The organism is Collinsella sp. AF23-2 (assembly GCF_003459245.1).
In the GTDB taxonomy this organism is placed as follows: Bacteria; Actinomycetota; Coriobacteriia; order Coriobacteriales; family Coriobacteriaceae; genus Collinsella.
The window spans coordinates 1-22,354 of the sequence record NZ_QRVG01000026.1 but is presented as its reverse complement, the minus strand read 5'-3'; the positions used below and the strand labels follow the sequence as shown (position 1 = coordinate 22,354).

The window sequence follows — 22,354 nt, the reverse complement described above, 5'->3', positions numbered from 1 at the left end:
GATGGCTACTGCATGGTTTCGGGGGCTACAAGGTCGAGCATCTCGTGCAATTTGTCGCGCGTGACGCCCAGGGTTTCGGCCTGTGTGGCGGCCTGCGCAAGTAGCTCTTCGATATGGCAGAGCTGGTTTTCGCGCAAGAGTTCCTGGTTGCCCTCGGCGACAAAGCAGCCCTTGCCCTGCACGGTGCAGATAAAGCCGAGCTGTTCCAGGTCGGCATAGGCACGCTTGGTGGTAATGACGCTCACGCCGAGGTCGCTCGCGAGCGCACGGATGCTGGGGAGTTTGGCTCCTGCAGCGAGTGCGCCCGAAAGGATCTGCGCTTTGACCTGCGAGGAGATCTGCTCGTAGATGGGCTTGTCGCTCGAATTGGATAGGATGATGTCCACAGCGGCTCCTTAGCTGTTGGGCTACACGTGTATATAACCGGTAAGCACAGTATATATACACTATGTACAGTTACGCAAGAGACAAATTCGGATTGGGCCGGCTACCCAGGCCCCAACTGATGAATTTGTCCTGATAGGCGCCCTAGAGCGAGATTTCGCGGCTACAATAGTACGGTTACAACGACGTAATGCACTCAATGCAAGAAAGGATCCGCATGGCAAGCCTGTCGGATGAAATCTCGTCGCGCCGCACATTCGCGATCATCAGCCACCCGGACGCCGGTAAGACCACGCTTACCGAGAAGCTGCTGCTCTATACCGGCAGCATCCAGACCGCCGGCTCGGTCAAGGGCAAGAGCTCGGCCAAGCATGCCGTTTCGGACTGGATGGACATCGAGAAGGAGCGCGGCATTTCCGTTACCTCCTCGGTGCTGCAGTTCACCTACAACGGCGCCTGCGTCAACATCCTCGATACCCCCGGCCACCAGGACTTCTCGGAGGATACCTACCGTACCCTTATGGCCGCCGACGCCGCGGTCATGGTCATCGACGGCGCCAAAGGCGTCGAGGCCCAGACCAAAAAGCTCTTTAAGGTCTGCACGCTGCGCCACATTCCCATCTTCACCTTTGTGAACAAGCTCGACCACGAGGCCCGCGATCCGTTTGAGCTCATGGAAGAGATCGAGAACGTCCTGGGCATCAATACGTATCCCATGAACTGGCCGATCGGCAGCGGTCGCAACTTCCGCGGCGTGTTCGATCGCCAGACCCGTCGCGTTATCGCCTTTGAGGGCGACGGCCATGCCAACGCCACCAAGAAGGTTGCCGAGGTCGAGGCCGAGCTGGGCGACCCCGCCATGGACGAGCTTATCGGCGAGGAGAACCATAAGAACCTGATGGACGACATCGAGCTGCTCGATGGCGCCGGCGACGAGCTCGACTTGGATGCCGTGGCCTGCGGCAAGCTGAGCCCGGCGTTCTTTGGCTCGGCACTCACCAACTTTGGTGTGGAGCCCTTCCTTAAAGAGTTCCTGCGTCTGGCCCCGACGCCGCGCGCCTACACCGATACGCTCACCAGCGAACCGGTCGATCCCTGTCGCGATGACTTTAGCGGCTTTGTGTTTAAGATTCAGGCCAACATGGACAAGAACCACCGTGACCGCATCGCCTTTGTGCGCATTTGCTCGGGCAAGTTCGAGCGCGGCATGGACGCCTTCCACGTGCAGGGCAACCGCAAGCTTAAGCTTGCCACGGGCACGTCGATGATGGCCGATGACCGCGCCATCGTGGACGAGGCGTACGCGGGCGATATCGTGGGCCTGTTCGACCCGGGTATCTTTAGTATCGGCGACACCGTGTGCTCCGGCAAGCGCCATGTGCAGTATCCGCAGATCCCGACGTTTGCCCCCGAGATGTTCGCTCGTATTACGCAGGTCGACACGCTCAAGCGCAAGCAGTTCGTCAAGGGCATGGAGGAGCTTGCCCAGGAGGGTGCCATCCAGATCTTCCGCGAGCTGGGTGCCGGCATGGAGAGCGTCATCGTGGGCGTGGTCGGCGTGCTGCAGTTTGAGGTGCTCGAGCGCCGTCTCAAGGCCGAGTACCGTGTTGAGGTCCGTCGCCAGCCGCTGCCCTATACGGACATTCGCTGGATCCAGAACGACCCCGATACCATCGATATCCCGGGCCTTTCGCTCACGCGCGACACCCTGCGCGTCGAGGACATGCGCGGCGGTAAGCTGCTGCTGTTCACGAGCCCGTGGAACGTGGATTGGGCAACCGACCACAACCCCGACCTTATCCTGTCGGAGTTTGGCAACGTAGCCTTTTAACGCATCGGCGCGGTGGCCCTGCGGGGCTGCCGCGCCGCTTGCTTGCCTGATGCCGTGTGAGCGGCTATCATACCCACCGTCGTCTCAAGACCGGGGCGTCCGAGCAGTTCGGGTCCGATATCCTGCTCGTTAAACCTAAAACCAAAGGAGTACATAATGATCAAGAAGGTCATGGAGGACTACAAGGTCCTGTTGCGGAGCATTCCCGCGGCAACGGTTTCGCTGTTTTTCGTGAGCGTCATCATGATGAACCTGCTGGCCAACAAAGAGCTCATCAGCCTGCCGTATCTGGCACTCGATTGCGGCTTTGTGGTGAGCTGGGTTTCGTTTTTGTGCCAGGACATGATCTGCAAGCGCTTTGGCGCCAAGGCATCCATCAAAATCTCTATCCTCGCGCTGGCAGTCAACCTCGCCGTGAGCCTGTGCTTTTGGGCATGCTCGCTCACGCCTGGCATGTGGGGCGCCTACTACGACACGAGCATGATCGAGGTCAACACTGCCCTTAACGCCACCATCGGCGGCACCTGGTACGTGGTGCTTGGCTCTTCGCTGGCAATGCTCGTTTCTGCCGTGGTTAACTCCACGCTCAACCAGTCGCTCGGCCGTATGCTCAAAAAGAATAACTTTGCGAGCTTTGCCTTCCGCTCCTATGTGTCTACGGGTGTTGGCCAGTTTATCGATAACCTGGTCTTTGCTATTGTGGTGAGCCACACGTTCTTTGGTTGGACTTGGGTGCAGGTCCTTATGTGCTCGCTGACCGGCGCTGTTGCCGAGCTGCTGTGCGAGGTTTTCCTGAGCCCCGTGGGCTACAAGGTCGTGCGTGGCTGGGAGCGTGAGAATGTGGGCGCCGAGTACCTCGAGCGCCACGCAACCGCCTAAGGAGCAAGTATGCGGGTTTTGATCACGGGCGCTTCGGGCGGTATCGGAGCCGCGTGCGTGCAGCGCTTTTTGGACGAGGGCCACGAGGTCGTGGGCTTTGATCTGCTGCCGGCGGCGATCGAACACGAGCGCTACCGCCATCTGATCGTTGATGTCCGCGAGCCTGACTCGTTTCCAGGCGACCTTGAGCTTCAGGTAATCGTGAACGTTGCCGGTACGCAGGATTCGGCCGATGACATCGCTGCCAACCTGTGTGGCACCATCAACGTGACCGAGCGCTACGCCTTTGTGGGGGAGGGGCTTGCCGCCAAGCCGGCGCCGGCTATCAAATCCGTGGTCAATGTGGGGTCGGCGAGCGGGCATACGGGATCGGAGTTTCCCGCCTATGCCGCCAGCAAGGGCGGCGTTATCGCCTACACCAAGAACCTTGCAAACCGCCTGGCACCGCAGGCCATTGCCAACAGTGTGGACCCGGGCGGCGTTATCACGCCGCTCAACCGTTGCGTGATGGAAGACGAGCACCTATGGAACCAGATTATGGAGCTCACGCCGCTTAAGCGCTGGGCCTCCGCCCAAGAGATCGCCGAGTGGATCTACTTTGTGGGCGTGACCAACCGGTTTATGACCGGGCAGAGCCTGCTGATCGATGGCGGCGAGGCCGGCCGCACACAATTTATTTGGCCCGAATAGGAAACGCGCCCGGCGGAAAGCCGTCGGGCGCGTTTTTTATGTATCGATTTTTAGCCGAGGCAAGTCCAGTTGACGGGGGTCGAGCCGTGCTGTTCGAGTAGCCGATTGGCAGCGGAGAAGGGGCGCGATCCCATAAAAGCGGGGAGTTCTGCCGTGGCACGGTTTGCCGAAAGCGGCGAAGGGTGTGTGGAGGCCAGGCAGAACTTGCCGCTTTCCTTGCCTGCGCCGGTCGCGGCGAGCTTGCCCTCGACCATCTGCTGGGCAAAGCGGCCCCATGCCAAAAAGACGACCGGCTGGGGCAGCTGACAGCAGCGTTCGATAATGTAGTCGGTCAGGGTGCTCCAGCCCAGCTTGGCGTGCGAGTTGGCGGCATGCTCGCGCACGGTGAGCGTCGTGTTGAGAAGCAGGACGCCCTGTTGTGCCCATGGGGTTAGGTCTCCCGTGGCGGGAATGGGGCAACCCAGATCGGCTTTGAGTTCTTTATAGATGTTGCGCAGGCTCGGCGGCAACTTGGTTTGCGTCGCGGGGACCGAGAACGACAGTCCCATGGCCTGGTTGGGTCCGTGATAGGGGTCTTGACCCAAGATGGCAACCTTGACCTGGTCGGCCGGGGTGTAGGCGAGGGCATTGAGGATGTCGTCTTGTGCCGGGTAGATGGTCTGCTCGGCACGCAAAAGGGCGATGCGCTCGAGCAGCTGGTTCGTAGTGTCGCGTACCTGCTGCGGCGCATCGCCCAACCAAGTTGCTATGTTGCGGTCGCGAGTTGCGGTGTCCATGGGGCTCCTTTATGGCAGATGCTCTGTTGGCATCTATTGTAAAGGCGCACCGGTTGCCTTTATGCCGCGGCTGCATAAGGAGTGGGGTCTACGAGACGTGCTCGGGCGCTCCTGCCATGCGAGCCTGTCCATGTGCGCGAAGGCGCGGAAGCTCGACGGTTGCCATCATGACGCCGGTGAGGATGAGGGCGGCGCCAAAGAAGGCGATGGGGCTCAGGACCTCGCCGACCAGGAAGAACGAGAAGACGGCGGAGCAGACCGGCTCGAGCGAGAAGGCGAAGCCAGTGGTTTCGGCGGGCACGTGGGGCTGCACGAGCGTCTGGGTGATAAAGCCGTAGGCAGAGCAGATGAGTGCGAGCGCAACGATAACGACGATCTCGCTCGGCGTGCTGGGAAGCGTGAAGCCGCCAAAGGTAAATGCGGCGATACCCGAGAACAAGCCGCCGAAGCCCAGCTGCCAAACGCCCAGAGCCAGCGGATCGACTTCTTCGACAAAGCGCTTGGCGATGATAATGTGGCCGGCATAGATAAAGGCCGAGAGCAGCATGATGAGCGCGCCCGGGTTCAGGCTGGTGAAGTCGGCGCCCGAGAGCAGCAACATACCGCAGGTGACGATGGCGGTGCCGACGAGCACTTTGCGCTCGGGGGCACGACGCAGCAGGGCGGCGTTGGCAAACGGCACGATCACGACCGTCAGGCTCTGCAAAAAGCCGGCGGTGGAGGCGGAGGTGAGGCTGGAGCCCAGGCACATGCAGGTGAGTTCGGTTGCCATAATGGCGCCGATGATGGCAGCGCGGACCATAAGGTCGCGGTTGATGCGGAAAGCGCGCTTGTGGAAGAGCAGCAGGCAAGCCACAAAGGCGATGATGCAGCGCAGCGCAACGATGCTCGTGGCGTTCATACTGTCCATGCCGATCTTCATGAGGGGGTACGAAAAGCCCCATGCGACGGGAACAGAAAATGAGAGCGCGATTGCTTTTTTGCGATCCATGGGACTCCTTTTGTTACAGAACGGTTTCGCAAAAAGGATTCTGCTCCCAGATGTGGATGTAGTAAAGCGAATGTATCTTCAGTATGATTAAGAAATGCTAATGTTGGCGGGAAAAGTCCTGGCAAAACGTTTTACAGCTACATCGATGTGGAGGCACGATGGCATCGCGGTATCAGATTGTATGTATGGTGGTCGATTGCGGCAGTCTGAAACGTGCGGCGGACGAGTTGGGCTATACGCAAAGTGCGGTGAGCCAGGCCGTCAAGGCGCTCGAGCGCGAGCTGGGCACCACGCTTATCGAGCGCGGAAAGCAGGGCGTTTCGCTTACGCGCGATGGCAAGCAGTATCTGCCGTTCCTGCGCCAGATTGTGACCGCCGAGGCCGAGCTCGAGGGCAAGCGCCAGGAGCTGCTGGGGCTTTCGTCGACCGATATTCGCATCGCGACGTTTACCAACGTGAGCCGTACCGTGCTGCCGCGTGTGATCCGCGACTTTGGTACGCTGCACCCGGGCGTACGCTTTACCCTCAAGCAGGGCGATTACACGCGCAACGCTCAGTGGGTGCACGACGGCGTGGTGGATTTTTGCTTTACGGCGCGCGGGTTTACCGCAGGCCTCGAGAAGCGTGTGGTCTATCACGACGAGTTGGTGGCGCTGCTGCCGGCTGCGCATCCGCTGGCGGCAAAGGAAAAGGTGACGCTCGCCGACCTGGCGTCCGAGCCCTTTGTGCTGCTGGATGAGGGCGAACAGAGCCTGGTGCTCGATGCATTTGCGACACATGGGCTGTCGCCGCACGTGACGAGTGAGGTGACTGACGACTACACCATCATGGCGATGGTGGAGGAGGGCCTAGGCGTGAGCATGCTCTACCGTCGTACTGTGGAGGGCATGCGAGCCGATATTCGTGTGCGACCCATCGTGCATGCTCCCTCGCGCGACGTAGTGGCAGCTTGGCGCAGCTGGGATACCATGCCTATCGCCACGAGGCGCTTTATCGACTATATGAGCTCGCATATTGTCAATTAATGACTGGCGTGGCGTTGAGTGCGGTGTCTAGCGGGCTGTCGCTTTGGCTTGGGTGGCGCGATAGGTGCGTGCCGGGTGGCAAAGTAGTACCGCCACGACCATAAAGAACGCCGTGGTGCCCAGGCTGATGGGGTAGACCATCATGATGTTCGCAAAGGTGCGGAAGTGCGGGAACACGCAGAACACCCAATAGAAGCGGATGCCGCAGACGCAGATCATGGTGATGAGGGCGGGCGTGAGCGAGATACCAAAGCCGCGTAGGTAGCCGGACATGTTTTCGTAGAACATGCTAAAGGCGTACGCCGGGAAGATCGAACACACGCGGATATAGCCGATCGAGACGATGTTGGGATCGCTGTTGAACAGCGACAAGATCTCGCGCCCCAGGCCGACAATAACGATGATCGTGGTGAGTGCAACGATACCGCCTTCGACCAGGCAGACCTTGAGCGTTTTGGTGCAGCGGTCGATCTGGCGGGCACCGTGGTTTTGTCCCACAAAGGTGGTGCAAGCCTGGCTAAAGCTGTTGAGCAGGTTGTAGCATACGTACTCCAAGCTCATAGCGGCGCTCGATGCCGCCATGACCTCGGTGCCCAGGCTGTTGATAGCAGACTGGATGATGATGTTGGCGACGGCAAAGACGGCGCTCTGGATGCCGGCGGGCAGGCCGATCTTGACGATGCGCTTGAGGGCGACGGGGTCTAAGCCTAAGTCGCGCGGGGTGACGCGGACGACGGAGTCGGTCTTGAGCAGGCGGATAAAGAGCGTAGCGGCGCTGACGGTGTAGGCGATGGCGGTGGCGATGGCGACGCCCGCGACGCCCCAGTGGAGTACGGGGACAAAGATGAGGTCCAGGCCAATGTTGAGGACGGTGGACACGGCAAGCGCCTGCAGCGGCATGCGGGTGATGCCGACGGAGCGGAAGATCGCGGCCTCAAAGTTGTAAAGCAAGATCGAGGGCATGCTGAGCAAAAAGACGCGTAGGTAGAGCGAAGCGAGCGGCATGGTTTCGGCGGGAACGTTGAGCGCGGCGAGCATGGGCTCGGCAAAGATCTCGCCCAGTGCGATGACGACAAAGCCCACAAGTGCCATAAGAATCGAGGTGTGGACGGCGCGTTTGACCATGTTCTGATCGTTGCGGCCGATAGCGTTGGCGATGACCACGTTGGAGCCAAGCGACATGCCAATAAACAGGTTGAGCATAAGACTGGTAAGCGGAACATTGGAGCCGACCGCCGCCATGGCGAGGGTTCCCTGGTCGCCCGAGAAGTTACCGATGATGACCGTGGCGATGAGGTTCGACAGTTGCTCCAAGATGCTCGTGGCGGCCACAGGGAAGGCGAACAGGGGAACATTGCGCCACAGCGATCCGGTGGTCATGTCAATGTGCTTAGATACGGTGTCAGCCATACGCTCTCAATCTCTAACATGCTCTTTTGTGCTTATTTGCGCAGACGATGATACTCCTAATCGCCTAGTCATTGGGGACGTTCTAAAACGATTACTCATTCAAGAACGTCCCCAATGACTAGGCGGGGAAGGCGTGCGACAATGGTGGGCGTTGTGTTGTTCGCGCTAAGGAGTTGCCATGTTGTTGTGTCCCGTTTGCCATGAGCCGCTGGTGGATGACGAACGCGGTGCTGCATGCGCGGGCGGACACCGGTTTGACCGTGCGCGCGAGGGCTATCTATATCTATTGCGCTCGTCCAAGAGCGGCGACTCCATGGGCGATCCCAAGTCACAGGCGCGCAGCCGTCGTGACTTTCTGAACCGTGGATACTACGCGCCGTTGCGCGATGCGATGGTCGAGCTGGTGCGCAAGCAGGTGTCTGGGCGTGCTGCGTCTACGAGCGGTCCCATGACGCTGCTCGATATTTGCTGCGGCGAGGGCTATTACACCAGCGCCATGGGCGCGGTGCCGGGCGTGGATGCTTACGGTTTCGACCTGGGCAAAGAGATGGTGCGCCTTGCCGCCAAGCGCGACGATGCGACCTATTTCGTAGCCAACATGAAGGACATCCCTGTGGCCGATGGCGCCTTCGATATGGTGACCGAGCTCTTCGCTCCCTTTAACGAGCGCGAGTTTGCCCGCGTGCTGGCGCCGGAGGGCTCGCTCTACACCGTGGTGCCGGGTGCCCGTCATCTGTTTGGGCTTAAGGAAGTGCTCTACGATACGCCGTACCTTAACGACGAGAAGCTGCCGAAGACTACCGAGCTCGAGTTGGTCGGAACGCAGCGGGTATCTGCGAATATTACGCTCCAGACCCAGGCCGACATCGAGGCGGTGTTCCAGATGACGCCGTACTACTACCGCACGCGCCCTGCCGACAAAGAGCGCTTGGCAAACCTGGATACCCTTCAAACCGACATCGACTTCATCATCGCCGAGTACCGCCACAGCTAACAACCTGCCAAAAAGGGACAGGTTTGTTTTGGTAGGTTTTGTCTGGGCAAACGTAAAGGGCCGACCGCGGAGATGCGCGATCGGCCCTTTTTAGTTGCTTGGCTGCAGAGGTTATGAGAAGCGAGCGCTTACAGGCGGTCCTTGTTCTCGGCCTTAACGGCGTGTGCCTGCTGAACAAAGAACAGGTCGTAGACCACGATGACAAAGGCGACGATATTGACGGAGCTGCCGCCGAGCGCGGGAAGCGTGAGCGCGGCCTGCGCAATCGTGGCGATTGCGGCAACGATGCCGAGCTTAAACGCACCATCCACCTGCGAAGGCTTGTTGGCGCCCTTGATGCCCGCAACGCCCGCGGCGAGATCGATGAGGCCCTTGGCGACCAGCACGACCGCGGCGAGCATGGCGTTCGACCCGTACGTGGAATCGAGGTTGCCGGTCGCGATACCGACGCCGGCGGTGACGAGGCTGGCGATGCCCAAAACAAAGTAGATGAGAGCAAGGATTTTGAGAGTCTTGCGAGTGAAGCTCATGGCTGGTCCTTTCGATACGAGTACGCCAACTTGGCGCACCCAATGTACTGCACATATGGTGAAGCACATTGTAGTTCAACGCGGCGATGCATGCGCCTGAAAGCGCTTTGACCCCGCGCAGCCAAACCCAACCTTTCAAAAAGGAAAGCTGGGCGTAAGCCAAATCGATGGCAGCGTATGCGCGGCGCTGCGATGATGGGTCCATGGTAAGAGCTGGTCTCAAGGAGGAGCCATGATGTACGGAGCAGGGCAAGTGCATGAGCCGCGGTCGTTGGGAAGGCGCATGGGCGATTCCGTGATCGCTGCCGTATGCACGGGATTGATGGCGGTGCTTTGCATTGGGATGCTGTGGGCCATGTCGCATGTGGGACAATAGCGGACGGTTGGGTGCCGACATAAACGGCGCTCACGTATTCGTTTTGCTTGTGAAGGAGTACCCATGGGCGTCGTCGATCCCTTTTCTGTTGCTCGGGCGGCAGGGCTCGAGTTAACCAGGACACCCGAGGGCCTCACGCTCACCGACGGCGCGATGGAGCTGCGTGCCGATTTTGCCCGCATGCTTCCACGGCTCAAGCAGGGTCGTCTGCAGCAAGAGCTGCTGGTTAAGGCTGCGCGCACAAAAGGCATCGAGAACCCATGGGCGATTGACGCCACGGCAGGCTTTGGCGAGGATTCGCTGCTGCTGGCCGCCGCGGGCTTTACCGTCGATCTGTATGAACAGGATTGCGTGATCGCGGCGCTCCTCAAGGATGCCTTGGATCGCGCGGCAGATGATCCGGCGCTTGCGGCTGCCGTGGCGCGCATGCGCTTACATGCGGGCGAGGATAGCATTGCCGGCCTTCGCCATACGGCTGAGCTGATCGAGCGCGGTGAGCTCGCGGCTCCCGATGTGGTGTATCTGGACCCCATGTTTCCCGAGCGCACCAAGAGTGCGGCGGTTAAAAAGAAGTTCCAGCTCTTGCACCATTTGGAGCAGCCGTGCGCCGATGAGGAGACGCTGGTCGAGGCTGCGCTTGCGGTACGTCCGCGCAAGGTCGTTATCAAGCGGCCGGTGAAGGGGCCGTTGCTTGCCGGCGTTAAGCCGAGCTATCAGCTTGCGGGCAAGGCCGTTCGTTACGATGTTTTGGTGCCGCCGCGCCCGTAGCCTGCGCGCGATGGCCGGCGATGTGTCGGTGCCGTGCCGCTGCGTGAGCGCCGCGCCGATGCGGGGCCTATTTCCAAGGGTGCGACGTCAGGTGCCCCCCGCCGCAGTATTCGCATTTGTAGCAGGCCAAACCACGTCGTCCACGGTTTTCGCAGTCGGCCATAACGGCTTCGGCCTCGGCGCGTGTGTCGTAACGGTTTTTGCGCTCGCACGACTTATAGCGCCAAGCCTCGTCGCGCTCGGCGTCCAGGGCGTCGCGGCGCTCGTCCTCGCGTGCAAACAGGTCGCTCATATCGCCGCCGGTGGCAGCGCCCAAAAACTCGCTTTTGGCTTTTGACCAGGCGGCTCGCTTTTTGCTCCCCATCTGCTTCGCGCTCCTCTCCAAACGTTGGTATCATTGCTCAATCAAAGTGATACCAATAAACGTGAGGTCGCCGCGTGATGATCAGAAAAACCCTCGATACCGACATTCCCGCCGTCATGGCTATCTATGACGCGGCCCGCGCCTTTATGCGCGCGCATGGCAACGCCACGCAGTGGCCCGAGGGCACGCCTTCGGCCGAGCAGCTGGCTGCCGATATCGCCGCTGGTGGCAGTTACGTGTGCGAAGTCGACGGCCGCGTGGTGGCGACGTTTGCCTTTTTACCGGGTCCGGACGAGTGCTATGACGTGATTGAGGACGGTCAATGGCGCAGCGACACTCCGTATGCCGTGCTGCATCGCGTGGCATCCGACGGCACCGTGCACGGTATCGCGGCGGCGATGTTTGCCTTTGCCAAGGAATGCGCCGACCATCTGCGTATTGACACGCACGAGGACAACTTGCCCATGCAGGGCGCCATCGCCAAGGCGGGGTTCGAGCGTGTCGGTATCGTCTATGTGTCCGACGGCACGGCGCGTGTCGCGTTTGATTGGCTGCGCGAGGCGTAGGAGCCAAGGCACGTATCATCACCCAGCTCAAATAAAAAATGGCCCCGAGTGGGGCTATTTTTGGTAAAACGCGTCGTTGTGGGACTCGCATTGTTACCGCCCCAGATGAACCCGGGCAGACAAAAAGGGGAGGTGCCGGCTTTCGCAAGGCGCGAACCTACGAAAATCGCCGCGCGGCAACGCGGGGCGATGAGCTCGGTCGGGGGATAGGGCCCGCTTCGCCCACCGGCCCGTAAATTGTATCATCCAGTGTGGAGCGTGAACGCCCGTTGCCGCGTGCGATGGGCTTGCAATAAGAGGAGAGCCATGTCGAAGCAAGCGGTCGTTGGAATCTTGGCGCATGTCGATGCCGGCAAGACCACGTTGGCCGAGGCCATGCTGTTCAACGCGGGCCGCATTCGCAAGCGTGACCGCGTGGACGATGGCGATTCGCATCTGGACACTAACACGATCGAGCGCGAGCGCGGCATCACGATTTTCTCGTCGCAGGCCGTGCTCGACCACGGCGATACCCACGTCATGCTCGTGGATGCTCCCGGCCATGTCGATTTTTCTGCCGAGGCGGAGCGCACACTGCGTGCCCTGGACTACGCGATTCTGGTGGTGGGCGCCAACGATGGCGTGCAGGGGCACACCGAAACCCTGTGGCGCCTGCTTGCACGCTATGACATCCCGACGTTCATCTTCATCAACAAGATCGATTTGGAGAATCCCGGCCGCGATGTTTTGCTGGCACAACTCGGGCAGCGTCTTTCCGAGGGCTGCCTGGATGCCAACGAGCTGCTGGCGGGCGGCGCCGTTCAGGAGGACGCTGCTGCGTTGGACGAAGCGGCGCTCGAGGAGTTTCTTGAAGCGGGTGAGCTTTCTGTCGCAACGCTGTCGCGCATGGTTGCCGAGCGCAAGCTCTTTCCCTGCTTTGCCGGCTCGGCGCTCAAGGACCAAGGCGTTGACGAGCTGCCGGACGGCATATGCGCGCTGATGCGTGAGCAGGCGTGGCTCCCGGAGTTTGCCGCGCGCGTCTATCGTGTCAGCCGCGGGGATCGTGGCGAGCGCTTGGCTTGGGTTAAAGTGACCGGCGGCACGCTGCGCGCAAAACAGATGATCAGCGGGCATTCCAGTGCCGAGGCGTGGGAACAGAAGGTCGATCAGGTGCGCATCTATAACGGCGAGAAGTATGAGCTTGCCCAAGAAGTTGCTGCTGGCGGTATTTGCGCCGTGACGGGTCTTGCGCACGTTCGCCCAGGGGACGCCCTGGGCACGGAGCCCGCGGGCGATGCGCCCGTCATCGCTCCGGTCCTCACCTATACGGTGCTGCCGGGCGAACACGACGTTCATGCGGTGTTTAAAGCGCTGAGTGAGTTGGCGGACGAAGACCCCATGCTCGGCGTAAGCTGGAATACGCATCTTGAGCAGATCCATTTGCAGTTGATGGGCGCCGTGCAACTCGAGGTCGTGCAGCGGGTGTTGGCCGATCGCTTTGGCCTTTCGGTTGCGTTTGAGCCCGGCGGCATTCTCTATAAGGAGACTATTTCGCGGCCGGTCGAGGGCGTGGGCCACTTTGAGCCGCTGCGTCACTATGCCGAGGTGCATCTGCGCCTGGAGCCGTTGCCGGCGGGTTCGGGTGTGCAGTTTGGCACCGTGACCTCGACCGACGAGCTCGATCTTAACTGGCAGCGTTTGGCACTCACCAACGCTATGGAGCGCGACCACCTGGGCGTGCTGACGGGCTCGCCCATCACCGATGTGCGCATTACGCTCACGGGCGGCCGCGCGCATACCAAACACACCGAGGGCGGCGATTTTCGCCAGGCCACGTATCGCGCGATTCGCCAGGGTTTGATGCAGGCGCGCGAGGTCGGCGCAGACGTGTTGCTGGAGCCGTGGTACCACTTTGAGCTCGAGGTGCCGGGGGAGTGCGTGGGCCGGGCGTTGTCAGATGCCACACGCATGGGTGCCGAGTACGAGCCGCCGACGATGGCGGGAGACCGAGCGAAGCTTGTGGGTCGCGTGCCGGCATCCGAGGTGCAGGATTACGCGCTGGAGGTGGCTGCCTACACGAGCGGGCGCGGTCATCTGTACCTGGAGTTCGCCGGTTATGCGGCTTGCCATGATGCCGAGCGCGTCATCGTGACGGCCGCCTATGAGCCCGAGGCCGATCTGCCCAACACGCCCGATTCGGTCTTTTGCTCTCACGGCGCCGGTTACACGGTCAAATGGTACGACGTACCCGCCGCGGCGCACGTAAAGATCGATCCCGCCACCTTCCGCCCCTGGCGAGCAGCAGACGCCGAGTTTTTCGGCCACATGTGACAAAGGGACAGTTCCTCTGTCACATGCTATTGGTATAACTCGGTATAAGTTGGTATAACTGTTACCAGGGTTTGCCAATCCGAGGAGGCCGATATGAATCCAAATCCCTTTAAGCCCACAGCTGGTAAGCGGCCTCCGATACTCATCGGTCGCGAGTCGGTCATCGAAGATTTTGAGGAAGGGCTCGACAACGGCGCCGGAGCGCCGGGCAGGCTCATGCTCATTACGGGAAACCGCGGCTGTGGCAAAACGGTTCTCCTGCGGGAGCTGCAACGTCTAGCCAGCGAGCGCGGATGGGCGGTTGTCTCCGATTCCGCTTCGCTTGGTTTGTGCGACCGCTTGGCCGACGCGCTTCGCTCGAATAAACCCGTTGTGACGTCAATGGAGTTTGGGCCGTCGTTTGGCCGGATGTCGGTCGAGGCGGCGCGGGCAAAAGGCGAGACATTGCGAGGGCTGGTCAACGAGCGTCTCAAGAAGCTCGGTCCGGGCAAGGGCGTCTTGTTTGCGATTGACGAGGCACAATCGGTGTCTATCGAGGAACTGGCGGCTCTTGCCGTCCTCTATCAGCAGGTGCTCGGAGACCAGGATGCCACGGGCTTGCCCGATAGCGACCAGCGCGGTCTTGCGCTGGCGTTCGCCGGCTTGCCCAGTATGGTTGACGATCTGCTCGAAGAGCCGAGCGTGACGTTTTTGCGGCGTGCCCAGCAGCGTACGTTGGGGGCAATATCTTTGCCCAAAGTGCGCGATTCGTATATCCAGACGGTCAAAGACGCTGGTCTTTACGTTGACGCGGAGACGGCGGACCTTGCGGCGCGCAAGAGCATGGGGCATCCCTATATGGTTCAGCTGGTGGGCTATTACATGTGGCGGTCTGCTGTCCGGCGTGGCTCGCAGGTCATCGAAAGGCGCGATGTCGAGAATGGCCATGCGGATGCCGTCTCCGAGTTCTACGAAGCGGTTGACGCACCTCTGTATTACGGTCTGCGCAGCCCTCAGCGCCTCTTTATCGAGGCTATGGCGGTTGACGAGGACAAGCCGACGCGCACGGCGGATATCATTGAGCGCTGCGACCGTACCCAGAGCTGGGCGAGTAAATATCGCGCAAGCCTGATTCGCGAGCGCGTCATCGAGGCCGCCGGATACGGCCTTGTGCGGTTTACCGTGCCCATGCTGGGCGAGTATATCCGCGACCGCGTTTTATGGCATGAGTAGGGTGATAAAGGTGACGGAACAGAAGATGAGCCCGCAGGCTATCGAGGTGCGCGGTGCACGTGTCCACAATCTCAAGGACATCGATATCGATATTCCGCTGGGGAGGCTCGTGGGCATTGCCGGCGTGTCGGGCTCGGGCAAGAGCTCGCTGGCGCTGGGAGTTCTTTATGCCGAGGGCTCGCGCCGTTACCTGGAGGCGCTCAGCACCTATACTCGACGTCGCCTGACGCAGGCCGAGCACGCCCAGGTGGACGAGGTATTGCACGTACCGGCGGCACTCGCGTTGCATCAGCGTCCCAGTGTGCCAGGCGTGCGCTCGACCTTTGGTACCATGACCGAGCTCAACAACAGTCTGCGTTTGCTCTTTAGCCGCTGTGCCCATCACGTGTGCCCACATTGCGGGGCGCGTGTGGAGCCGAGCCTTAACGTGGCTGCGGGCCTGTCGCTCACGTGCCCCGCATGCGGCCGCGAGTTCTACGCGCCGAGTGCCGAGGACCTTGCCTTTAACAGCGGCGGTGCGTGCCCTACCTGCGGCGGCACCGGTGTCATGCGCGAGGTGGACGAAGCGAGCCTGGTGCCCGACGAGTCAAAGACCATCAACGAAGGCGCGGTGCTTCCCTGGGGTACGCTCATGTGGGATCTGATGAAGCAGGTAGCCGGCGAGATGGGCGTGCGCACCGACGTGCCGTTTAACCAGCTCACGCCTCAAGAGCGCGACATCGTGTTCCACGGTCCGGCGGTTAAAAAGCACATTCTCTACGTTCCCAAAAACGGCGAGGGCGCCACGCCGCTCGATTTTACCTATTACAACGCTGTCTATACCGTCGAGAATGCGCTCGCCAAGGTTAAGGACGACAAGGGCCTCAAGCGCGTGGCGCGCTTTTTGCGCGAGGGGCCATGCCGTGACTGTGGCGGCACGCGTCTCTCCGAGGCCGCACGCCATCCCCAGGTGCGCGGTATCAATCTGGCGCAGGCCGCGGCTATGACGCTGGGTGAGGCGATTGAGTGGGTGCGCGGGGTGCCCGCATCCTTGCCGGCCGAGATGCAGCCCATGGCGACGGATATCTGCGATTCGTTTTTGAGCACGGCCCGTCGACTGGTCGATCTGGGCCTCGATTACCTTTCACTCGACCGCGCCGGTGCCACGCTCTCCACGGGCGAGCGTCAGCGCGTGCAGCTCGCCCGCGTGGTGCGTAACCGATCGACGGGCGTGCTCTATGTGCTGGACGAGCCCTCGATTGGCTTGCATCCTGCCAATGTCGGCGGCCTGGTAGGCGTGATGCGCGATTTGGTGGATGACGGCAACACCGTGGTCGTTGTCGACCACGACACGCGCGTACTGGCGGAAGCCGACTATCTGGTCGAGATGGGCCCCGTTGCCGGAGCAGGCGGCGGCAATGTGATCGCCGCGGGCGCGGTAGGCGAGGTCGAAGAATCGCAGGGCAGCCGCATCGCCCCATTTTTGCGCTCGGAGCCTGAGCGCTTGCGTCCGCAGGTGCCTGACGACGAAATGTTTGACCGGGGCCATATCCGCATGGCGACCGATGCCATCCATACCGTCAAACCGCTCGAAGTCGATATACCGCGCGGTCGCCTTGTCGCGGTGACGGGCGTTTCGGGTTCGGGTAAGACGACGTTGGTGCTCGAGACACTCATCCCGGCACTTAAGGCGCAGGCAGCCAGCGAGCGCCTGCCAAAACACGTGCGTTGGGTCGATGCCGAGGGCATTGCACGTGCCAACCTGATAGACGCCACGCCCATCGGTGCCAACGTGCGTTCGACGGTAGCGACTTATGCCGACATCCATGATGAACTGCGTCGCGCCTTCGCCCGCACGCCCGAGGCCAAGGCAGCCGGCTACAAGGCAGGCGCATTTAGCTACAACACTGGCGCTTTGCGCTGCCCTACGTGCGATGGCACGGGTTCGATATCGCTCGACGTGCAGTTTTTGCCCGACGTCGAGATCGTCTGCCCGGCATGTCGCGGCTCACGTTATGTAGACGCGGCTTCGCATATCCATCGCGAGGGCAAGGACGGGAGCCTGCTTACGTTGCCGCAGCTCATGGACATGAGTGTGGACGAAGCGCTCGACGCCACGGTGGGGCTCAAGAAGGTTCAGGCGCGCTTGCAGACCTTGCACGACCTGGGATTGGGTTATCTCACGCTCGGTGAGCCCACGCCGGCGCTTTCGGGCGGCGAGGCGCAGCGTCTTAAGCTTGCGAGCGAGATGGGCCGCGTGCAGGACGATGCCGTATTCGTATTTGACGAGCCCACGATCGGCCTGCATCCGCTCGATGTTCAGGTGTTGCTGAGTGTGTTTGACGGCCTCGTCGCCAAGGGCGCCACAGTTGTCGTGATCGAACACGACCTCGACCTTATCCGCAACGCCGACTATGTGATCGACATGGGCCCGGGCGGCGGTGACGCGGGCGGGCAAATCGTCTGCGCCGGCACGCCGGGCGACATCGTGGCCTGCCCCGCAAGCATCACCGGCCGCTACCTATAACCGAATGTGACAAAGGGACAGTTCCTTTGTCACATTCCCGGAAAGCCTGTTTGGCGCAGGGCCTCGTAGAGGACGATGGCGGCGCTGTTGGAGAGGTTGAGAGCGCTGATGCGGTAGTCGTCCGGGTCGACGAAGTTGCCGCAGATATCCTGTCGAAGGATGGCTTCGTGGCTGTCCTCGGTATGCCCGAGCGACTCCTCGTGGGCCTCCCAGGCGTCGGCGTTTTCGAGCGAGTCGCAATCGCGCAACATGGGGATGCGCTCGCAGCGCTCGGGCGCCGCGGCAAGCAGTGGCTCGGGAATCCCCGAGCTCTCGCTGCCAAAGACCAAAAAGTCACCGTCGCGGTAGGTACTTTGCGCATAGGTGCGGCGCGCCTTTTTGGTCAGCAGATGCAGGCGTTCGTCGGCGGGGGAGAGGCCGTTGCGCGCAAGGAAATCCTCCCAGCCGGCATAGGTCGTCACGTCCAAATTTTGCCAGTAGCCCAGGCCGGCGCGACGCACCGTCTTGTCGTCGAGCGAAAACCCCAGCGGCTCCACCAGATGCAGGCGGGCGCCGGTAACCACGCAGGTGCGGCCGATATTGCCCGTATTGGCCGGAATCTCGGGCGCATACAGCACAATGTTGAACATGAATCTCCTTGGCTCAGAACGAAAAACCACCACGAAGGGGACAGGCACCTTCGTGGTGGTTTGGCGGTTACGTAGGCGGAAAAATGCCCGCTTGGATAAACCTAGGCGCGGTGCCAGTCGGTCAGGCAGGCATCGAGGGAGGCGATGAGCGCATCCTTGTCCATGTGACGGCCGATGATGCACAGGCTCGTCATGCGGTCGCCCGTCTCGTCGTCCCAAATCTGCATGATCTCGGGGTTCTCGTCGATGATCTTCTGCTTCTCGCCCTCGGGTGCGGAATCAACGAACAGGCCGTTCTCCATCAGGCGCATCTGGTGGCCGGCCTGCTCGAACATGTAGCACATGTCCGGATTGCTGGCCTGCCACAGCGGACCCTTGACGCGGATGACCTCGTCGGGCCACTCCTGCTCAACAAAATCGGTGAACTTCTGCAGGTCAAACGGCTTGCGGCGCGAGTACACAAAGGTCTCGATGTCGTATTCGAGCACCTCGGGGTCGTCGTGCTCCTCGGGATGCTCCATGGCCTCGATCCAGGCGGCGGAGTTGTAGGCGCGCATAAAGTCGAAGCGGTCGGTGTCGAGCAGCTCCTCCATGGGGACCTCGCCGTTTTGGGCCTCGACAATCACGGCGTCCTTCTGCAGGCTGCGCACGATAGCCTTGAGCTCGGCAATCTGCTCAGGGCTCACGGTATCGGTCTTGTTAAGGATCAGCGTGGAGCAGAACTCGATCTGCTGGATGAGCAGGCTCTCGATGTCGTCCTCGTCGATATCCTCGGCCAACAGGTCGCGGCCGCCGTTGAACTCGTCGTACATGCGGGCGCAATCGACCACAGCCACGATGTTGTCGAGTGCAAGCTTGGGCTGGCCGCCCACCTTGGCCTCGTCGCAGAAGCTCGAGATGGTGTAGGCGATGGGGATAGGCTCGCAGATACCCGAGGCCTCGATGATGATGTAGTCGAACTTGCCCGAATCGGCGATGCCCTGCAGCTGGTTGGCCAGGTCGTCCGAAAGCGTGCAGCAGATGCAGCCGTTGGTGAGCGGGATGAGGTCGTCGGTCTCGGAAAGGCCGCCGTCGGCGATGAGGCTAGCGTCGACGTTGATCTCGCCGATATCGTTGACGATCACGGCAGCGCGGATGCCGCCGTCGTTAGCGAGGATGTGGTTGAGCAGCGTGGTCTTGCCGGCACCGAGGTAGCCGGTAAGCATGATGATCTTCACGGGTTTGTTGGGCATGTGCCCTCCTTTGTTAGACATGGCTTACAGTTGAATCTTATGCCAAACGCCAGCTCTTATACCCACGCGCCGACAAATAACACAGGCTACTCCCAGGCTCCCCACACATCGGGACAATAGCCGACGGTGGCCTTCTTACCGTTGCGCACGATGGGCTCGGCCAGAATCTGCTGGTTCTCGAGCAGTTTATCGAAGCGTTGGCTGGGGGTGAGGTGCTGGATGAGTGCGAGCGTCTCCTCGTCCTTGGCTTTGGGGTTGAGCAGCTTGTCGATACCGCCGACCGCTTGCATCACGCTCGTGAGTTCGCCCTTGCTCATCTCCTTTTCCTTAAGGTCAATAAACTGCACCTTAATGCGGCGCTCCTTGAAATAGCGCTGCGCCTTCTTGGTATCGAACGACTTCTTAGTCCCGAAGATTTGAACGTTCATAGCATGTTCCGCCGTTCTAACGAATGAAGTTGGTCCTAGCGCGATCGGCCTGGGGGACTTCGATGCCGGCGGCCTTTCCCGCCTCGATGCAACGCAGCAGCCAAGCCATGTTTTTGCCGATGTTTCGCATGGTGGCAAGGCCCTCGGCGTCCTGGGCGGCCTCGCCCGGCATGGCGCCAAAGACGTTGTTCCAGTAGGTGGATGCCACCACGGGCATCTGGTTGATGGTGAAGTACTTGTTGAGCACATCGAAGGTGGTCGACGTGCCACCGCGACGGGCAACGGCGACAGCGGCGCCCGGCTTGTGCGCAAAGGCCTTGCTGCCAGCATAGAATGCACGGTCGAGGGCAGAGAGGATGCGTCCGCTGGGATGCGCGTAGTAGACGGGCGAACCAAAGACAAAGCCGTCTGCCTGCTCGGCAGCGGCAATCAGCTCGTTGACCACATCGTCGTCAAAGGTGCAACGGCAATCGAGCTTGCCGCACTGGCCGCAACCAATGCAATCGCGAATGGGCTTGGCGCCCAGCTGAAACATCTCGGCCTCGATGCCTTCGGCGTTAAGCTGCTCGGCGACCTCGGCGAGTGCGCGGGCCGTGTTGCCGCTTGCTTTGGGACTGCCATTGACCAAAAGAACCTTCATCACAAACTCCCTCTGCTGTCGGTGACTTCTGCAGAGGATTATCGCACGAGCGGGCAGATGGCTTGGGGCACGATGCCGGCCCCGAGGGCCCACGGCAGGCACGCTCACCAGGTACGAGCGGGATACGGTCCAGAGGATGTTGGAGTGCGGGGCCTCGTGCGAGCAGATTGTAAGGGGTCTGGGCGGGTCGCCCTCGATGGCGAGCATTGAGGCCTTGGAAGGCGGGCTGCTGCGGCGGCTATGGTTTATACTAAGGCGGTTGCTATCGAGTAATTCATACTTGGTTTGATTCGATTGTGAATGCGTAACTAGGATGGAAAGCAAAGGAAACTCTATGGAAACAGAGGATGCTGTTTGCTTGATGACTTCGATTGCCTTGATTGTCCTTTCAATCCAATACCGAAGAGGAAGATGGCTCTGCTCAATTGCTGGATATGATGTCACAAAAAGGGAGAGCGAGATTGATATACGCCCCTACGCAAAGCTGATTTCTTCTGTGACGTTATGGATGGGGCTGCTGTTTTTCTTGTGGGCGGTAGAGGGCTGGGTACGCGATTGGAATACCAGCGTTTTTGAAGTTTTGGTTCTACTTCTGTTCAGCTTGGCCTCTTTGTCGTTCGTGCGGCTCGTTAGGTTTGTGTTTATGAGACGATAGCCAGCGGAAGTGGCTGGACGACAAAATGGACCAATGCAGCCAATTGTCAATAGAATTTGATAGGCTTGGCTTAACAGATTTACTCGAGGGCATATCCGTGGCGGGGGATAGGTTCTATCTTGTTGAGCACTTATTTGCATCAGGCAAAGTAAACCAAGAGTATCGAAACGGTGCCCCCGGGCCCGCTAGGGACTGCGGGGGGGCGTTCGGCTAACTGCGGGTACGACCTATTTGCCCAATGTGTTCGCCCGAGATCGGAAATTAACCATCATGCGCCCCACGACGCTAGTCCAGCTTGGTGCCCGGTACCTGTGGCGCCTCTCTAATCAGCGCATTAAGTTCGTTCAAAATGGAAACGGGCTGTCGGTCGACGGCGTCCAGATGAAGCGTTGCCACGCGAAGGGGCGGCTGATATTCAAATGAGCCAAGGAGCACGGGCGATCCCAAGAACCGTTCGATTTCGTCTGCAACCGCGTCGGTCTCTTCGGGATCAAGCTCGTCAAAGAGCGCTACGAACATCGGTCCGGTCGAGCGGAACAGACGACCCTTGCCGCGCGAGCAATCCATGAGGCAGGCGGCGCTTTCTGCCAAAACGCGGTCGCCTGCATCAAAGCCAAAGCGGGCATTGACCTGTGCGATTTCGTCGATTTTAATGGCGATCAAGCCCGCGTTTCGTGCCACGCGACGCATCTCGCCAATGGCGTTGACCAGGGCGTGGATATCGCCCAGACCGGTCACGGAATCGGTCGTATCTGCCAAGCTTCGGTTGGTGACAATGCCCACATACATGTTGGGCTCGGTATCGGTGCCGTCCAGGCGGTAACCCGTGCAGTCGCAAAGCGCGTATTTTCCGGCGGTATTCATGACGCGATACTGCATGCAGTGGAAGTGCCACGTGCCGTTTACCACCATATCGAGCTCGGCACGTACGTTGTCGCGGTCCTCGGGGTGAACACGGGCAAGCCATATATCGAGCGAGTTGTAGGGATGCTGGGAGGGTAGGTCAAAATCGCGCACGGCATTAACCGACCATTGCGATTCGCCGGTGTCGAGGTTAATGATGAACGGATAGCGTGTCTCGGAGCTCATGGAGATCGCTTGGAACACTCGGTCGTTGCAGGGGGGTGTTCCTATAGTTTTGTCAACTGGGAAATGCTC

General features: G+C 60.5%; 22 protein-coding genes. 11 read left to right on the top strand and 11 right to left on the bottom strand.

Annotation, left to right across the window (positions count from 1 at the left end):
• Positions 1-5: 5 nt before the first annotated feature.
• Entirely contained in the window at positions 6-386 is a 381-nt protein-coding gene (locus DWY03_RS08900) for a GntR family transcriptional regulator (RefSeq protein WP_117743314.1), read from the bottom strand.
• 215 nt (positions 387-601) lie between these two features.
• Here DWY03_RS08900 and DWY03_RS08895 point away from each other — a divergent pair, with 215 nt between their 5' ends.
• The 3 genes from DWY03_RS08895 (at position 602) to DWY03_RS08885 (ending at position 3,784) form a co-directional block, all read left to right on the top strand.
• Positions 602-2,215, top strand: coding sequence for a peptide chain release factor 3 (locus DWY03_RS08895; protein WP_055252215.1), 1,614 nt, complete (start codon positions 602-604; stop codon positions 2,213-2,215).
• A 156-nt stretch (positions 2,216-2,371) separates the two neighbouring features.
• A complete protein-coding gene (locus tag DWY03_RS08890; RefSeq protein WP_231500830.1) occupies positions 2,372-3,094 on the top strand; it encodes a VUT family protein in 723 nt (240 codons plus the stop codon).
• 9 nt (positions 3,095-3,103) lie between these two features.
• A complete protein-coding gene (locus DWY03_RS08885; protein WP_117840530.1) occupies positions 3,104-3,784 on the top strand; it encodes an SDR family NAD(P)-dependent oxidoreductase in 681 nt (226 codons plus the stop codon).
• 50 nt (positions 3,785-3,834) lie between these two features.
• Here the strand turns inward: DWY03_RS08885 and DWY03_RS08880 are convergent, their stop codons facing one another.
• Together DWY03_RS08880 and DWY03_RS08875 are read right to left on the bottom strand one after the other, a co-directional pair.
• Positions 3,835-4,560: a uracil-DNA glycosylase gene (locus tag DWY03_RS08880; RefSeq protein ID WP_117840528.1), complete on the bottom strand. Its 726-nt coding sequence runs from the start codon at positions 4,558-4,560 to the stop codon at positions 3,835-3,837.
• An 88-nt stretch (positions 4,561-4,648) separates the two neighbouring features.
• Positions 4,649-5,551, bottom strand: coding sequence for a DMT family transporter (locus tag DWY03_RS08875; RefSeq protein WP_117840526.1), 903 nt, complete (start codon positions 5,549-5,551; stop codon positions 4,649-4,651).
• 158 nt (positions 5,552-5,709) lie between these two features.
• Here DWY03_RS08875 and DWY03_RS08870 point away from each other — a divergent pair, with 158 nt between their 5' ends.
• Positions 5,710-6,576, top strand: coding sequence for a LysR family transcriptional regulator (locus tag DWY03_RS08870; protein WP_117840524.1), 867 nt, complete (start codon positions 5,710-5,712; stop codon positions 6,574-6,576).
• Between the two features lie 27 nt (positions 6,577-6,603).
• Here DWY03_RS08870 and DWY03_RS08865 read toward each other — a convergent pair whose 3' ends face one another.
• The gene (locus DWY03_RS08865; protein WP_117636899.1) at positions 6,604-7,986 is read right to left on the bottom strand and encodes an MATE family efflux transporter; all 1,383 of its coding nucleotides are present in this window, start codon (positions 7,984-7,986) and stop codon (positions 6,604-6,606) included.
• Positions 7,987-8,164: 178 nt separating this feature from the next.
• Between DWY03_RS08865 and DWY03_RS08860 the strand changes: the two genes are divergently transcribed.
• Positions 8,165-8,980 carry a putative RNA methyltransferase gene (locus DWY03_RS08860; protein ID WP_117840522.1) on the top strand — a complete coding sequence of 272 codons (816 nt, stop codon included), beginning with the start codon at positions 8,165-8,167 and terminating at the stop codon, positions 8,978-8,980.
• 128 nt (positions 8,981-9,108) lie between these two features.
• Here the strand turns inward: DWY03_RS08860 and DWY03_RS08855 are convergent, their stop codons facing one another.
• Positions 9,109-9,510, bottom strand: coding sequence for a hypothetical protein (locus DWY03_RS08855; protein WP_117840520.1), 402 nt, complete (start codon positions 9,508-9,510; stop codon positions 9,109-9,111).
• Positions 9,511-9,949: 439 nt separating this feature from the next.
• Here DWY03_RS08855 and DWY03_RS08850 point away from each other — a divergent pair, with 439 nt between their 5' ends.
• Positions 9,950-10,654, top strand: a complete 705-nt coding sequence (locus DWY03_RS08850; protein ID WP_117840518.1) for a class I SAM-dependent methyltransferase — start codon at positions 9,950-9,952, stop codon at positions 10,652-10,654.
• A 67-nt stretch (positions 10,655-10,721) separates the two neighbouring features.
• On the opposite strand, the gene DWY03_RS08845 is transcribed toward DWY03_RS08850, so the two are convergent.
• Positions 10,722-11,018, bottom strand: coding sequence for a hypothetical protein (locus tag DWY03_RS08845; RefSeq protein ID WP_117840516.1), 297 nt, complete (start codon positions 11,016-11,018; stop codon positions 10,722-10,724).
• A 77-nt stretch (positions 11,019-11,095) separates the two neighbouring features.
• Between DWY03_RS08845 and DWY03_RS08840 the strand changes: the two genes are divergently transcribed.
• From DWY03_RS08840 to DWY03_RS08825, 4 genes are all read left to right on the top strand, one after another.
• Entirely contained in the window at positions 11,096-11,584 is a 489-nt protein-coding gene (locus tag DWY03_RS08840; RefSeq protein ID WP_117582849.1) for a GNAT family N-acetyltransferase, read from the top strand.
• 306 nt (positions 11,585-11,890) lie between these two features.
• Positions 11,891-13,894, top strand: a complete 2,004-nt coding sequence (locus tag DWY03_RS08835; RefSeq protein ID WP_117840514.1) for a translation factor GTPase family protein — start codon at positions 11,891-11,893, stop codon at positions 13,892-13,894.
• Between the two features lie 93 nt (positions 13,895-13,987).
• Entirely contained in the window at positions 13,988-15,106 is a 1,119-nt protein-coding gene (locus tag DWY03_RS08830; RefSeq protein WP_089572898.1) for an AAA family ATPase, read from the top strand.
• Between the two features lie 10 nt (positions 15,107-15,116).
• Positions 15,117-17,612 carry an excinuclease ABC subunit UvrA gene (locus tag DWY03_RS08825; protein ID WP_231500829.1) on the top strand — a complete coding sequence of 832 codons (2,496 nt, stop codon included), beginning with the start codon at positions 15,117-15,119 and terminating at the stop codon, positions 17,610-17,612.
• A 29-nt stretch (positions 17,613-17,641) separates the two neighbouring features.
• Here the strand turns inward: DWY03_RS08825 and DWY03_RS08820 are convergent, their stop codons facing one another.
• The 4 genes from DWY03_RS08820 to DWY03_RS08805 all read right to left on the bottom strand — a co-directional run bounded on the left by DWY03_RS08820 (position 17,642) and on the right by DWY03_RS08805 (position 20,541).
• Positions 17,642-18,241 (bottom strand): tRNA (cytidine(34)-2'-O)-methyltransferase, encoded by a 600-nt coding sequence (locus DWY03_RS08820; protein WP_117636890.1) that lies wholly within the window; start codon positions 18,239-18,241, stop codon positions 17,642-17,644.
• A 101-nt stretch (positions 18,242-18,342) separates the two neighbouring features.
• Positions 18,343-19,473 carry a GTP-binding protein gene (locus DWY03_RS08815; protein ID WP_117840511.1) on the bottom strand — a complete coding sequence of 377 codons (1,131 nt, stop codon included), beginning with the start codon at positions 19,471-19,473 and terminating at the stop codon, positions 18,343-18,345.
• A gap of 86 nt (positions 19,474-19,559) precedes the next feature.
• Positions 19,560-19,901, bottom strand: coding sequence for an arsenate reductase family protein (locus DWY03_RS08810; protein WP_117840509.1), 342 nt, complete (start codon positions 19,899-19,901; stop codon positions 19,560-19,562).
• Positions 19,902-19,917: 16 nt separating this feature from the next.
• Positions 19,918-20,541 (bottom strand): flavodoxin family protein, encoded by a 624-nt coding sequence (locus DWY03_RS08805; RefSeq protein WP_117840507.1) that lies wholly within the window; start codon positions 20,539-20,541, stop codon positions 19,918-19,920.
• Positions 20,542-20,875: 334 nt separating this feature from the next.
• On the opposite strand from DWY03_RS08805, the gene DWY03_RS08800 reads away from it, so the two are divergent.
• A complete protein-coding gene (locus DWY03_RS08800; protein WP_117635527.1) occupies positions 20,876-21,196 on the top strand; it encodes a DUF3784 domain-containing protein in 321 nt (106 codons plus the stop codon).
• Positions 21,197-21,481: 285 nt separating this feature from the next.
• Here the strand turns inward: DWY03_RS08800 and DWY03_RS08795 are convergent, their stop codons facing one another.
• Positions 21,482-22,285, bottom strand: coding sequence for a diguanylate cyclase domain-containing protein (locus DWY03_RS08795; protein WP_147334522.1), 804 nt, complete (start codon positions 22,283-22,285; stop codon positions 21,482-21,484).
• Positions 22,286-22,354 lie beyond the last annotated feature (69 nt).

Excerpts from the sequence above, each read along its gene's own strand:
- DWY03_RS08895 (WP_055252215.1), top strand. The coding sequence starts at position 602 with ATGGCAAGCCTGTCGGATGAAATCTCGTCGCGCCGCACATTCGCGATC.
- DWY03_RS08890 (WP_231500830.1), top strand. The coding sequence starts at position 2,372 with ATGATCAAGAAGGTCATGGAGGACTACAAGGTCCTGTTGCGGAGCATT.
- DWY03_RS08885 (WP_117840530.1), top strand. The coding sequence starts at position 3,104 with ATGCGGGTTTTGATCACGGGCGCTTCGGGCGGTATCGGAGCCGCGTGC.
- DWY03_RS08880 (WP_117840528.1), bottom strand. The coding sequence starts at position 4,560 with ATGGACACCGCAACTCGCGACCGCAACATAGCAACTTGGTTGGGCGAT.
- DWY03_RS08875 (WP_117840526.1), bottom strand. The coding sequence starts at position 5,551 with ATGGATCGCAAAAAAGCAATCGCGCTCTCATTTTCTGTTCCCGTCGCA.
- DWY03_RS08870 (WP_117840524.1), top strand. The coding sequence starts at position 5,710 with ATGGCATCGCGGTATCAGATTGTATGTATGGTGGTCGATTGCGGCAGT.
- DWY03_RS08865 (WP_117636899.1), bottom strand. The coding sequence starts at position 7,986 with ATGGCTGACACCGTATCTAAGCACATTGACATGACCACCGGATCGCTG.
- DWY03_RS08860 (WP_117840522.1), top strand. The coding sequence starts at position 8,165 with ATGTTGTTGTGTCCCGTTTGCCATGAGCCGCTGGTGGATGACGAACGC.
- DWY03_RS08855 (WP_117840520.1), bottom strand. The coding sequence starts at position 9,510 with ATGAGCTTCACTCGCAAGACTCTCAAAATCCTTGCTCTCATCTACTTT.
- DWY03_RS08850 (WP_117840518.1), top strand. The coding sequence starts at position 9,950 with ATGGGCGTCGTCGATCCCTTTTCTGTTGCTCGGGCGGCAGGGCTCGAG.
- DWY03_RS08845 (WP_117840516.1), bottom strand. The coding sequence starts at position 11,018 with ATGGGGAGCAAAAAGCGAGCCGCCTGGTCAAAAGCCAAAAGCGAGTTT.
- DWY03_RS08840 (WP_117582849.1), top strand. The coding sequence starts at position 11,096 with ATGATCAGAAAAACCCTCGATACCGACATTCCCGCCGTCATGGCTATC.
- DWY03_RS08835 (WP_117840514.1), top strand. The coding sequence starts at position 11,891 with ATGTCGAAGCAAGCGGTCGTTGGAATCTTGGCGCATGTCGATGCCGGC.
- DWY03_RS08830 (WP_089572898.1), top strand. The coding sequence starts at position 13,988 with ATGAATCCAAATCCCTTTAAGCCCACAGCTGGTAAGCGGCCTCCGATA.
- DWY03_RS08820 (WP_117636890.1), bottom strand. The coding sequence starts at position 18,241 with ATGTTCAACATTGTGCTGTATGCGCCCGAGATTCCGGCCAATACGGGC.
- DWY03_RS08815 (WP_117840511.1), bottom strand. The coding sequence starts at position 19,473 with ATGCCCAACAAACCCGTGAAGATCATCATGCTTACCGGCTACCTCGGT.
- DWY03_RS08810 (WP_117840509.1), bottom strand. The coding sequence starts at position 19,901 with ATGAACGTTCAAATCTTCGGGACTAAGAAGTCGTTCGATACCAAGAAG.
- DWY03_RS08805 (WP_117840507.1), bottom strand. The coding sequence starts at position 20,541 with ATGAAGGTTCTTTTGGTCAATGGCAGTCCCAAAGCAAGCGGCAACACG.
- DWY03_RS08800 (WP_117635527.1), top strand. The coding sequence starts at position 20,876 with ATGGAAACAGAGGATGCTGTTTGCTTGATGACTTCGATTGCCTTGATT.
- DWY03_RS08795 (WP_147334522.1), bottom strand. The coding sequence starts at position 22,285 with ATGAGCTCCGAGACACGCTATCCGTTCATCATTAACCTCGACACCGGC.